Origin of the sequence: Paenibacillus alvei DSM 29, assembly GCF_000293805.1 — a bacterium.
GTDB classification, from domain to species: domain Bacteria; phylum Bacillota; class Bacilli; order Paenibacillales; family Paenibacillaceae; genus Paenibacillus_B; species Paenibacillus_B alvei.
In genome coordinates, this window is sequence record NZ_AMBZ01000007.1 from 21964 (window position 1) to 35659 (window position 13696).

General features: G+C 42.9%; 10 protein-coding genes. All 10 read left to right on the plus strand.

The annotated features are described in order from the left end of the window. Positions 1-14 precede the first annotated feature (14 nt). The 10 genes from hfq to PAV_RS21730 all read left to right on the plus strand — a co-directional run bounded on the left by hfq (position 15) and on the right by PAV_RS21730 (position 13042). Positions 15-254 (plus strand): RNA chaperone Hfq, encoded by a 240-nt coding sequence (gene hfq / locus PAV_RS21675; protein WP_005549853.1) that lies wholly within the window; start codon positions 15-17, stop codon positions 252-254. A 289-nt stretch (positions 255-543) separates the two neighbouring features. Further along, positions 544-3120 carry a penicillin-binding protein 1A gene (locus PAV_RS21680; RefSeq protein ID WP_005549854.1) on the plus strand — a complete coding sequence of 859 codons (2577 nt, stop codon included), beginning with the start codon at positions 544-546 and terminating at the stop codon, positions 3118-3120. 537 nt (positions 3121-3657) lie between these two features. Continuing rightward, positions 3658-4653, plus strand: a complete 996-nt coding sequence (locus PAV_RS21685; protein ID WP_005549855.1) for an AAA family ATPase — start codon at positions 3658-3660, stop codon at positions 4651-4653. A 183-nt stretch (positions 4654-4836) separates the two neighbouring features. Further along, positions 4837-5316 (plus strand): hypothetical protein, encoded by a 480-nt coding sequence (locus tag PAV_RS21690; RefSeq protein WP_005549856.1) that lies wholly within the window; start codon positions 4837-4839, stop codon positions 5314-5316. Positions 5317-6243: 927 nt separating this feature from the next. Continuing rightward, positions 6244-7530, plus strand: a complete 1287-nt coding sequence (hflX, locus tag PAV_RS21700; protein ID WP_005549858.1) for a GTPase HflX — start codon at positions 6244-6246, stop codon at positions 7528-7530. Positions 7531-7568: 38 nt separating this feature from the next. After that, positions 7569-8825 carry a methionine gamma-lyase family protein gene (locus PAV_RS21705; RefSeq protein ID WP_157267140.1) on the plus strand — a complete coding sequence of 419 codons (1257 nt, stop codon included), beginning with the start codon at positions 7569-7571 and terminating at the stop codon, positions 8823-8825. 206 nt (positions 8826-9031) lie between these two features. Beyond that, on the plus strand, positions 9032-9442 hold the full coding sequence (locus PAV_RS21710; protein WP_005549860.1) for a MerR family transcriptional regulator: 411 nt from the start codon (positions 9032-9034) through the stop codon (positions 9440-9442). A gap of 42 nt (positions 9443-9484) precedes the next feature. Continuing rightward, the gene (gene glnA, locus PAV_RS21715) at positions 9485-10813 is read left to right on the plus strand and encodes a type I glutamate--ammonia ligase (RefSeq protein ID WP_005549861.1); all 1329 of its coding nucleotides are present in this window, start codon (positions 9485-9487) and stop codon (positions 10811-10813) included. Positions 10814-11389: 576 nt separating this feature from the next. Next, positions 11390-11617 carry a hypothetical protein gene (locus tag PAV_RS21725; protein ID WP_040736503.1) on the plus strand — a complete coding sequence of 76 codons (228 nt, stop codon included), beginning with the start codon at positions 11390-11392 and terminating at the stop codon, positions 11615-11617. 981 nt (positions 11618-12598) lie between these two features. Then, positions 12599-13042 (plus strand): hypothetical protein, encoded by a 444-nt coding sequence (locus PAV_RS21730; protein WP_005549864.1) that lies wholly within the window; start codon positions 12599-12601, stop codon positions 13040-13042. Positions 13043-13696 lie beyond the last annotated feature (654 nt).

Consider the following 13696-nt stretch of genomic DNA (forward strand, 5'->3'; position numbering starts at 1 on the left):
TGGGGGTACGGACGATGAATAAATCTATTAACATTCAAGACACATTTTTGAATCAATTGCGTAAGGAAAGCATTCCAGTGACCGTATATTTGACGAACGGATTCCAGATTCGTGGTGTCATTCGCGCATTCGATAACTTTACCATTGTCATTGATAGCGAAGGACGTCAACAAATGGTGTATAAACACGCCATTTCCACATTCACGCCGCAACGTAACGTATCCCTGATGCAAGATCATCAGAACGAGGCGTAATTGACATGGAATGGGGCAGATTGCCAATGAAACTTTTTGCCCCTCCATCACGTCTAATGGAATATAGTCGCTGCCGAACAACCCTGAAGGGTTGTTCTTTTCATTCGTAGTCATATTGGGTATAAGTATGAGGGATATGTTTCAATCATATCTCGACAAGGTATGAAGAGAGAGACAATCAAAGAAATAAAGGGAGTCGGATGCAGATGACAAGGGAAAAAGAACCAGCACACCTTACGCGCAAACCGGCACATGGAAATCCTAAGCACAAAGCTAAGAAGAAAAAGAAATGGACTTGGAAAAAACGTTTTGGCTTATGTTTTTCACGACGGCATTTGCCGTGTTCTGTGCCGTTGGCGGTTATTTGTTCGTACTATTGAACGGAGAGCGGCTGATGCGTGAATATAAGGATGCGGATATGTTCAAGCTGGCGGAGGTATCCACAGTATATGATATAAATGGTACCGAGCTTGCGAAGCTGGGCAAAGGCATAGAGCATAGGGAAATCGCAGAGCCGAGAGATATTCCGGAGTTCGTAAGCAATGCATTTATTGCGACGGAAGATCGTCGCTTTAAGGAGCACTCTGGGGTTGATCTGTGGTCGATTGGACGAGCGATGGTAAAGGACGTTGTATCGCGCAGCCTTGTTGAAGGCGGCAGTACCATTACACAGCAGCTTGCCAAGAATATGTTCCTTACGAGTGACAAGACATTTTTCCGTAAAGCTACGGAAGTATCGATCGCACTGGCGCTTGAGAATCACTTCTCGAAAGACGAAATCTTAACGATGTATCTGAATCGAATCTTCTTCGGTAAAAATGCATATGGTCTCAAAGCTGCAGCGAAGGTGTATTTCAATAAAGATGACTTAAATGACTTGAAACTGTGGGAAGTAGCGACTTTGGCAGCTATTCCAAAAGCGCCGTCGCGATATAATCCGCTGTCGAGTCCAGAGCGTTCGAAGGAACGCCGAGCTGTTGTTCTTCAACTGATGTATGAACAAGGCTATATTACGGCTGAAGAGGCGAAGAGCGCAGCGGCGGTGGATTACGATCCGAAAATGTCGGGGCATTCGGCAAAATCGGAGAATAAGCAAGACGAGGCGTACAATGCATTCATTGACTACATGATAGAGGAAGCGACAGAAAAAACAGGACTTACCGAGGATGAGCTGTATCGTGGCGGCTATCATATTTATACTACGATGGATGCCAACGCTCAGCGCATTATGTTCAATGCATTCAATAATGACGAAATGTTCGAGCAGAGCAAGGATGACACGAAAATGCAGGGTGCAATGGTGATTACGGATCATAGCAATGGCTCCATCATCGCGATGATAGGGGGCCGGGATTACGCCCGCAAAGGATTGAATCGTGCTACTGTGAAGCGGCAGCCCGGATCATCTTTCAAACCAATCGTGTCCTATGCGCCAGCACTGGAGACGGGCAAGTATTTCCCGTGGTCGAGATTGAACAATGAGAAGCAATGCTTCGGCAATTATTGTCCAACGAACCTTGGGGGCTATACGACGTCAGTGGAAATGACGGAAGCGGTTAGACGTTCCATCAACATCCCTGCCGTATGGATACTGAATGATATTGGCCTGAAGAAAGGGTTTGACTTTGCGAAAAATCTTGGCTTCCCTCTGACGAATGACGATTATAATTTGTCAATCGCATTGGGCGGGATGACGCATGGGGTTACACCGATCAACATGGCAGAGGCTTATAATGCATTCGCAAACGGAGGGAATTATTATGATTCCTATACAATTGCGAAGATTACAGACCGCAAAAACAATGACTATTATGTGTATCACGTACCAAAAGGCAAAAAGGTCATGAGTGAGAAAACGGCTTACTATATGACAGAAATGATGCGCGAAGTCGTTACGAATGGTACAGGTAAAAATGCACAAATCAGCGGCCGTACTGTTGCAGGTAAAACGGGTACGACTCAGCATTCCGTGCCAGGTTACAATGGCAAGGGCGACCGAGATGCATGGTTTGTTGGCTATACACCGGAATGGACTGCAGCTGTCTGGATGGGATATGACAAGACTGACCGAAATCACCTTATCCATGAGAGCAGCCGCGGAGCGTCAAAGATGTTCAGTGAGGTTATGGGCAAGGCGCTGCAAAGCAAGAAGGCAGGCTCGTTCAACAAGCCGGATAAAGTGGAAGAGAAACCAGAGGAGCTTAAGGCAGTTAGCGGACTAAGCGCCTCGTATTCTGAAAATTCGAAGAGTGTGACGCTGAGCTGGAATCGAGTATCTGGAGATAATGTTTCGTATCAGGTCTATCGGAAGTCTTCCAAGGATAATAAGTTCACTCAGTTGCTGAAAGGACTTAAGGAGACTGGAGCAGAAGATATTGGTGTCTTCCCTGGCGAAACCTATACGTATTATATAATTGCGTCAACGCCAACAGAGGAGTCGGGCAAATCGAATGAAGCGTCCGTGACGATCAAGGAAGAAACACCAGTTGAGCCGCCTCCAGTTGAGCCGCCGACTGTTGATCCTCCGACAACGGAGGATCCGCAAAATCCAGTCGATCCGACGCCGCCGATTGAACCGGAAAATCCGGATAACCAGCAGCCGGAAACTGGCGATAACGGTACAGGTAATGAAGATGGCAGTGACAATTCTGGCTCGGCAGAGGATAATGGTTCCTCGGGATCCGGTACACCAGGTTACAATAATTCCAATGATGGCTCCACAGGGATTAATAGTCTCAGCACGAAAGAGTCGAATCACATCAATAATCATGGTGGTCAGAAGGATAACAGCAGTAAGAAAGATGGCGGAGCGGGGACTGAAGATGCTCCTGTAGAAATTCAATCTAACGTGAATAAAGCAGCTTGAGATAAATAGATAACGCGTGTTGGACAATTACATGAACAGTCCGTATCAAACAGCATAAGGGGATGTGTAGAGTGTGCAGAGTAGGTTGCTGCACACTCTTTTTTATGGCCTGCTTATGTGAAAGGAGGTCTTGAATCTGCTTCTGCTTGTAATGTGGGCGTGAATAGGAATAGAGCAAGTGCGGGATTAGCTATAGTAGATACAAACTCTGCTAATAACCTGTAAGGCGATAGAATATATTGAAACATCGACAAATTGATGAAGCATACAGCCTGGCTCGCGGTGGAGAAAAAGAATTTTGGTAAGCAATAAGCATGCGGGTTAACACAAGAGTTTGGGGTTTTAAATGTGTCTGCAACTAAAGATCTCTTTGATGACCTTGCTAGGACATTGAAAGCAATTGGTGGGACATAAAAACATTATTCCGTAAATACAATCTAACTACGATATCGCTAAAGGCACGTGCCCGACTAAATTCTCAGAAAGATTTAGAGACTATATTGAGTGGGAAAATGATAACGTTCAGGAAGTGATACCATGGCTTCTGACAATAGATCTATAACAACAAAAGATCATAAAGTAAGCATCATATTCAATAACAGTAAAGAAAGCGAAATTCGCAATGAAGTAAATATTATACCACCTGCTGCTCAAGAAAGTGGTGGAGAAAGTGAACATATAGAGGAGTATGCAAAAATCTTTGATGAACTCGATGAGCTAATTGGCTTAGATAAGGTTAAAGAATTGGTATTTCAAATTTACGCCATGTTGACAATTAATCAGCACCGTAAGAACGAGGGAATGCTGGTTAATGAACAGGTATACCACATGATATTCAAAGGAAACCCAGGAACGGGTAAGACGAGTGTTGCGAGAATACTTGCAAAACTTTTTAAGACAATGGGCTTATTAAGCAAGGGGCACTTGCTTGAAGTACATCGGGCTGATCTTGTAGGAGAATATATTGGTCACACCGCACAAAAGACAAGAGAGGTTGTAAAGAAAGCGTTAGGCGGGGTATTATTCATTGACGAGGCATACAGTCTTGCAAGAGGTGGTGAGAAAGACTTCGGTAAGGAATGCATCGACTGTCTGGTGAAACTTATGGAAGACCATAAGAATGAATTTATTCTTATAATTGCAGGGTATAGAAATGAATTGGATGAAATGTTGCTAACAAATTCAGGTCTACCTTCAAGATTTTCAATTCATCTCGATTTCCCTGATTTTTCAAACGATGAATTGCTCAAAATAGCCTACAAAATGGCCTTAGAGCGAGAGTATGTAATCCTTCCAGAGGCAGTAGTGAAGATAAAGGAACTGATCACAAAAGAAAAAGAGGATAATTATAATTTTAGTAATGGGCGCTTTATTAGAAATTTAATCGAGAAGGCAATTCGTAATCAAGCAGTAAGATTAATAAAGTACAACAAAGGTAAGTTATCACAAGCAAATTTAAGAAACTTAACTTATGATGACTTTGCAAGTAAAGATGATGACACGGAACGAATCAACATTCCTAGTTTTATCTGATTATATCGAAAAAAATCCCCCTCAATTTACAGAGAGGGGGTTTGGAATACATAATTTAATTACCAATAAACGGGCATTATCTATTCCATCTATTTAGGCACACGACATTTCATTTATTTATCGAATATTTAAGGCACTTTTGGCAACACTACTTTTCATCACACATTTAAGGAGGATTCAAAAGTGTCTAGTCATCAGTATCTACTTAATCGTCACCACCACAATTTAGAAAAGCACCCCCATTTTGGACATACGATCACCAATGATTCATATGGTCATCAACTACATCCATTGTCCCTGCATGCTCCTGTTGTGCATGTTAAGGCTACTATTGTAAAAGTATATCCTGATCGAGAACGAAGAGGAGCGATGCACCAACATTTTGATGTTAAAATTAATGAACTAATTAGCATTAAAGGAGCCCCTGCTTCTCTAGTTGACATGAAACAGGATACTTTTGTCGCAATCCGATATGGCGATCATATGGGATTAGCAGAGCCGATAAGTGGTATTGCTGAGGGACAAGAGATTGAATTGCAAGGCGAATACATAGATCATGGTCATGCATATGCCACTGAAGATAATCGAGATAGATCTCCAGTAATCCATTTTACCCACAGACCTGTTGGGTATGTTATCTATCAGGGAAAAGAATATCACTAACTATTAGCCCATTAACTCGGAGCCTTTTATTAAGAAGGCTCCCGTTTGCTATATACAGTGAAATCAAACTTTCATTCCAATTCATCTTGCGCTATATAGGTCGCCTGAATCAACCTATTCCACACTTCATGTGAACTTTGGGCATCTTCCTTCTCCCACATGCTCTGTTATGCATGAAAAACATTTGAAAATGTAAGACTGGAAGCTTAATGTTATTTACACCCCTAGTCCTTATTAGATAATACTGAACTCCATTTCCATCAATAGTTTTTTCGTACACCGCAAAACTTTCCCCATTTATAAGATTAGTTTCTTTAAAGTGATTAACCAGTTCCTTATGCTCCGCATTAAGAATAAGTGCTTTAATCAAATTCTTTTCAACAGAATTCCAATTTATTTTTGATCTCGTTAACAGGGAGCCATAAGTTCGCATCCAAAAAATCAAAGCTATTTCATTTAGTATTCTATGATCTATCAATGTTTTTTTGTTTTTCATAATTTCTTAGAATCTTCATTTAAGTGGCATTAGATTGACTGCGGTTAACTTCCCAGAAAATAAAATCATTGCAGTTATTCTATGGAAGAGCGGCTGCACATCGCAGAATTAATAGCGAAGGATCATGATTACGTGCTTATGCCGGTTACCCAGGCACAATTGAAGTTATGTTAGATGAGAAATTACTTGAGCCTAACCTGTTTAGTAATGCTCGGTTAGTGTTCGAAATGTGATGGAGTCGGCTGTGCAATCAGGCATGCGTCTTTTACAGCTATATCCGCAGCAATCTCCGGGAAAGCTTGAATTAATGACTAAAAAACCAGAGGATTTAAAATGAGAGCGAAAATGAGGTATACTGTACAACGTATATGCCATTGAACATGAGTGCAATGGTCTTATGGATGATGAACCGATAAGGAGAATGCACGCGAATGCGAAAAGAGCCTCACCATACAAATCAAAATATACCCGATCGAGCTGTGCTCGTGACTTTAATAACGGATGATGTCAAGAGAAGCGGGGTTGATCCCCAATATTCACTTGACGAGCTGGTACAGCTGGCTGAAACCGCTGGTGTTGAGGTTTTGACAACCATGACACAGCAGCGTGAATTCCGAGACCCAAGATGGTTCATAGGGAAGGGGAAAGTTCAGGAGCTGCGCGGAGTGATCGATGAATTGGGTGCAACGACCGCAATATTTGATCAAGAGCTGTCAGGCGCCCAAGTCCGCAATCTGGAAGAGGCATTGGACGTCAAAATTGTTGATCGCACGCAGCTCATTCTAGATATCTTCGCACAACGGGCGAAAACAAGAGAAGGTATTATACAGGTTGAGCTGGCTCAATTGTCATACTTGCTGCCCCGCCTATCAGGGCATGGAAAGAACTTATCCCGTCAAGGCGGCGGAATTGGCACAAGAGGGCCGGGGGAGTCTCAATTGGAGACGGATCGCCGGCATATTCGAGGCCGTATCTCTGATTTGAAGCGTCAGCTTCATGAAGTTGTTCGCAGCCGCAATCTGCATCGAGAAAGGCGTAAAAAGACAGGGGCTTATCAAGTTGCGCTGGTTGGCTACACCAATGCTGGGAAGTCGACATTATTGCGTCAGCTGACACAAGCAGATGTATATGTAGAGAACCAGTTATTCGCAACGCTAGATCCAACTTCTCGTCAATGGGAGCTGCCAAGCGGGAAAGAAGTTGTGTTAACAGATACGGTTGGTTTTATTCAAAATTTGCCGCATGATCTCGTTGCTGCTTTTCGAGCGACTTTAGAGGAAGTGAATGAGGCGGATCTTATTTTGCATGTTATGGATGCCTCCTCACCGATGCGTGAAGATCATATGCGGGTTGTAGAGGATATCCTACAGCAATTGGGAGCAGGGGCCAAGCCGCAAATTGTACTCTATAATAAAAAGGATTTGTGTACACCCGAACAGCGGCAAATGCTGCCCCATGACAAAAGTCACTTTATTATTAGTGCATATGATGAAGGTGATTTGGAGCGGATTCGGCAGGTTGTGCAGGATCAATTGGCCGGACAGACAATAACCTACCGAATCGCGGCTGATCGTGGAGATTTAATTGCCTTAATCTATCGAATGGGTGAGGTTTTGCAGCAAGAAATTGACGAAAACGATTTGCTGCTGAAGGTTCGCTTGGATCGACTTGCTGCTGAACAGCACGGTTACAAATTAATTGATTACGTAGTGAAATAAACTTCCTTCATGGGAATGGACTAAGGGGAATGAATACAATGCAATTTACAGCAAGACTGGAGCAATTGGAGCAGCAAATAGAAGAGAAGATTGCCGGACAGGTGCGGGGGATAGAACGAATCGCCGAGCGGAATCAGTGGAAGGTCATTCAGGCGTTTCAGAAGCATCACGTTAGTGATTTTCATTTTGCAGGGTCTACAGGCTATGGTTACAATGACCGTGGTCGCGAGGTGCTGGATGAAGTTTATGCACAAGTATTCGGTGCAGAGGCAGGCTTGGTTAGACCTCACTTTGTATCAGGTACGCATACGATAGGCACCGCGCTGTTCGCCGTTCTGCGTCCGGGTGATGAACTGCTGTACATTACAGGTACACCTTATGACACGCTGCATAAGGTAATTGGACAAGAGCATGATGGAACAGGCTCTTTGCGCGATTGGGGTGTGGCCTATAATGAGGTTGCGCTGACTGAGGAAGGAGCAGTGGACTGGGAACAAGTTCGCGCTAGTATATCAGAACGCACGAAGGTCATTGGCATTCAACGTTCTCGCGGATATGGTTGGAGAGCATCTTTCACGGTAGAGCAGATCGGTGAAATGGTACGGCAAGTGAAAGGGATCAAGCCGGATGTGATTGTATTTGTGGACAATTGCTATGGAGAGTTTACCGAACTTCAAGAGCCAACGGAGCTTGGTGTAGATTTGATGGCCGGATCGCTCATCAAAAACCCAGGAGGCGGAATTGCTGAAACGGGCGGATATATTGTAGGCAAGCGTGCCCATGTGGAGGCAGCAGCATCTCGCTTGACTGCGCCTGGAATTGGCGGGGAAGTGGGGGCTATGCTTGGTATGACTCGTTCGATGTATCAAGGGCTGTTCCTTGCCCCTAGCATCGTGGGACAAGCCGTACGAGGAAGTGTGTTTGCGGCAGCTTTGTTCGAGGAGCTTGGATTTGAGACATCTCCGCATTGGACTGCGTCTCGTACCGACTTGATCCAAGCGCTGCGCTTCCATACGGCGGATCATCTAATTGCATTTGTTCAAGGCATCCAAAAAGCATCGGCTGTTGACGCGCATGTTGTTCCTGAACCGTGGGACATGCCTGGATATGAGCATCCGGTCATTATGGCGGCAGGTACTTTCATTCAGGGAGGCAGCTTAGAATTATCCGCTGATGCGCCAATTCGTGAGCCGTATACGGCTTACATGCAGGGTGGGCTTACGTACGCTCATGCAAAACTTGGGGCAATGACAGCCTTGCAAACAATGGTAGATCGAGGGTTGTTGGAGCTATAAATATTTTTTGTTAGATTTCCTTACATCCATTGACACATTTGCTTCCGGGGGATAAAATGAGAACAAGAAAGGCATAACATACTTCTGATAGGAGTAAATTCACTGATGGGCGACTGCGCTAGACAGGCGTTTTTATGATGTGATGTCAGTTAGCGTACACAGCACGTAAACTTTCTTTTATGACAAACTAGGAAGGTTGATAAGCGGTGGGAGATGAGATTCGCAGAAATATGGCGTTGTTTCCAATCGGCATCGTGATGAAGCTGACGGATTTGACTGCTCGTCAAATTCGGTACTACGAACAGCATGAATTAATTATGCCTGCTCGTACTTCTGGAAACCAGCGTCTTTTTTCCTTCAATGACGTAGAGCGATTGCTTGAAATCAAAACACTTATTGAAAAGGGAGTCAACATCGCAGGCATCAAGCAAGTGCTTAATCCGGTAACGAAGGAATCGGAAGAGGCAACTGTGCTTAGTGAAGCTTCGGAGAGCAAGCGCAAGGAAATGTCCGATCTCCAGCTGCACCGCATGTTGAAGCAACAGCTTTTAGCCGGTAACAGACCGGGGCAAGTATCGCTGATTCAAGGCGAGTTGTCTCGTTTCTTTACTAAATAGATAATCATCTAAACAAGCTTATGGAGAAGGAGATGCTACCCTGTGGGTTATACCAGAGAAGACATTGAACGCATTGCAAAGGAACAAAATGTACGATTTATCCGTCTGCAATTTACGGATCTGCTCGGTACGATTAAGAATGTCGAAATTCCGGTAAGCCAATTGCCTAAGGCGCTGGACAACAAAATGATGTTTGACGGTTCTTCGATCGAAGGCTATGTGCGCATTGAAGAATCCGATATGTATCTTGTCCCGGACTTGGATACTTGGGTCGTCTTCCCATGGGTAACGGAAGATCGTGTCGCTAGATTGATCTGCGACGTCTACACAACAGATGGAACACCGTTTGCAGGATGCCCTCGCGGTATTTTGAAGAAGGCTTTGAAGGAAGCAGAAGCATTGGGCTTCACGTCCATGAACGTTGGTCCGGAACCAGAGTTCTTCTTGTTCAAGACAGATGACAAGGGCAATCCGACGATGGAACTGAACGACCAAGGCGGATACTTCGACTTGGCACCAACAGATCTTGGTGAGAACTGCCGCCGTGAAATCGTATTGAAGCTGGAAGAGATGGGCTTCGAAATTGAAGCCTCCCATCATGAAGTGGCTCCTGGACAGCATGAGATTGATTTCAAATATGCAGATGCAATTAAGGCAGCAGACCAAATTCAAACCTTCAAGCTCGTCGTGAAGACGATCGCTCGCCAGCACGGTTTACACGCTACATTCATGGCAAAACCGCTGTTCGGTGTGAACGGTTCAGGCATGCACTGCAACATCTCCTTGTTCAACGGTAAGGAGAATGCGTTCTATGATGAAAGCGATAAGCTCGGCTTGAGTCCAGTAGCACGTCAATTTATGGCGGGGGTATTAAAGCATGCTCGCGGATTCGCGGCAATTACGAATCCAACGGTCAACTCCTATAAGCGCTTAGTTCCTGGCTATGAAGCTCCATGTTATGTGGCATGGTCTGCAAGCAACCGCAGTCCAATGGTTCGTATCCCAGCATCCCGTGGTTTGAGCACGCGTGTTGAAGTCCGCAACCCGGATCCAGCGGCGAACCCATACTTGGCTCTGGCGGTCATTTTGAAAGCAGGATTGGAAGGAATCAAGAAGAAGACAGACCTTCCAGCCCCTACGGATCGTAACATTTACGTCATGACAGAAGAAGAGCGTCAGGCGGAAGGCATCCCAAGCTTGCCATCCAGCTTGAAGGAAGCATTGGAAGAACTTCTTCGTGATGAGACGGTTTGCGATGCATTGGGTGAGCATGCATTACAGCACTTTTTGGAATTAAAAGAAATTGAATGGGATATGTATCGCACGCAAGTTCACCAATGGGAACGCGATCAATACATGACATTATACTAATTCATGCAAACCCTAGAGCCGCAAGGCTTCTGGGGTTTTTATTTTTGTGGGTGAAATGGAGGATGGGGGATATAGCACCCATCCTCCATTTCACCTACAAATTTATTCGAGAATGACTTTGCCGACCACCTCCCAAGCAGAACGGGATGACATAGAAGCAGATATCACCGCTCTTGACTCCGAGATAAAGACATTAGGGGAAATGATATTGGATACCGAATATAGACTAGAATGGCTTGATACAGGACGACGGCCGGGGGAATAAACGGGGAATAGAACGGCGGGCAGCTTATCAACGTGAAAGCCTATTGATCCTGTTCATCATGTATAATTATGGATATTCAAATAGTGGAATTGGAGTGAACAGGCGTAAAAGAAGTGGGAATGGAGACACGAGATTGGTGCTGGATGATTTTGTATTGCGCTAACCTTTGGAGCATCACATGCAAATAATATTAAAGTTATGGAGCTTATATCGTATGGGTCTACATTGTATCAATATCCCTAGTGTTTGTAGCAATATATATTTCGGTTCGAGAAGCGACAAAGGCTGATAATTTGAAAGATGACTTAAGCATGATTTTGGGAGAATTAAAGGAAAAGGTTGGACAAGTTGATAATAAGCTAAGTCTTATTGATCATGATACATTGGCGGGAAACATGTTAAAAAGACCATTAGAAGAGTTCGAAAAGGTCGGACAGTTTACTGATAATAAACTCTTAAAAAATATGATGTATCATAAGACAGGAGCAGGTAAGACAGGGTGGACGCTAATACAGCTGTATAAAAATAAAGATATCTAAAAAGTTCCCCGTACGAAAGCCACCTATATATAGACGTATAAAAAACAGCGCGGGTAATAAACAAGATTAGGTAATGCTACCGATTAAGACGCGATGTTTTTTATGTGTCTAATTAAGGTGATTATTGAAAGAAAATTAGTAACAAGAAGTGCTTCTTGTTCTTCTCAATAATCTTTTCTTGATACTATTGGTACTGGGATTGTATTTATAGTCATTTTTGTTGGATTCCTCTCTCATTAATTGAAATAGCTTCATCAATAGCGCGTAAGTGTGCATCTAAGGGTTCTTCTGTAAGAGTACGATAAGCGAAATCGAAGAAGGCTATTTGTTTTAAACCACTATTTGAGTTTTTGTTCTAGCAAAAGTCTTGAAGAAGGTATAATCAATCTGATAACTGGATGTGAGGCCTTGATGTCTACCGGGCATGATCAGTTGAGTTTACAGAGTTTCGTTGAATACAAGTTTGGTATATTCTGATAACCATGGGGAAAGAGACGCGACTTTTAGTTTGATGAAAGAAATGTATGGATTACGGAGTAATGCCGTTAACGGCGACATTCCATCTTTCGTAAAGGCGATGGCGAAAGCAGATATATATGATAAATTTTTCCCTAAAAGAAATAATACCTACAGTCTTATTGAAAACACACGGGAAAACAATAAATGATATTTAATAGCCAAATTTCAAATGCAATCTTTAAAAGTCTTTCAGTATTATAAGCATCCTTCGGGGTGCTTTTTAATTTGATAGGGTAACGGTATATGAATTTAGATGAATTCAATCTAATTGATGTTAAAGAGATATTCAGTTTAAAAATGGAGGAATGTACCCCATACAGAAATACACAGTAGCGAGTATAGTCGCTCCTCAGGGAGGTGGCACTGTTATTAAAAAGAAAAGTCATATACCAACAAGGATAATAATGGTATTATATAGGAGAGAGTTGGAAAATACTCTACTACATATGAAGGTGGGATACTATGAAGAAAGCTTTATCATCTATTCTTATCTGTGCTTCTTTATTGCTGCCATTCTCATCTAGCGCTTTTGCGGAAAAAGGCTATGCTGACTCTAAGGAAACTGCTGTGGAATTAACAGCAGAAAAATTGGGAGGGAGAATTCAACAAAAAGTCGGTTACTTGGATTATCAAGATAGCGACTTTTACAAGTTCACAAATAAAACTGGAAGTACGATTGTAGCAGTCTTTGTCCTTGATTCGAGCGTTAGTTTTATTAACTATGACATCAGAGCGTATTTTCCTAATGGAGATATCCTTACTGGAAAAGATGAAGGTGCAGGCAAAAAGGACGCTATTTACGATGTAAAACTTCGGCCAGGAGAGGTTATCTACTTAGAAGTTAAGGGTCATACTGCTCGAGACTTTGGAAAGGATGCCCCATATCATATATACGTGATTGTTTGACAAAGAAAGCCGCCTCCTAGTGGGGTGGTTTTTTTCATTTCATCCAAAAAAGGACGGATTAAAGAGGAAGAAAATACTATGCCATAATAGTAATAAAATGGTATAGTGCAGGGTGGATATGGAAAAATATACACTAAATACAAAGGTGGGATACTATGAAAAAGTATGTATCAACGCTTCTGGTATTCGCTTTAATGTTGGTATTCTCTACAAGTGCATTTGCGATACCAGGTATGGGGGATACTATGGAATAAGCTATTAAAATTGAGCCAGGTATCAGACTTAATGGTATAATTCAGATTCCACAGATTATGATTGGTTTACATGGGAAAATAAGACAACGAAGAATAGATACTTGAATTTTCAAATTGGGACACCATCAGCACAAAATAATCTACAGTTAGGAGCGGTTATGGTGTATCCATTCGGACATCGTACATTGCCGTTTTATGCAGAAAAGAGTAAGAGTGGAACTTTTCTGGACTTTCATAATATTTTAGTTCCTGCATATGCAGGGAAAGTATACTTATTCGTGAAATCAACCGGGAATAACCCCGAACCTTACGAAATCAAAATTTTAGTTTAACATATGAAAAACCTGGTAATTTGAACTAAAGGGCTTCATCAAGTCGCTCCATTTGAGCGGCTTTTTAT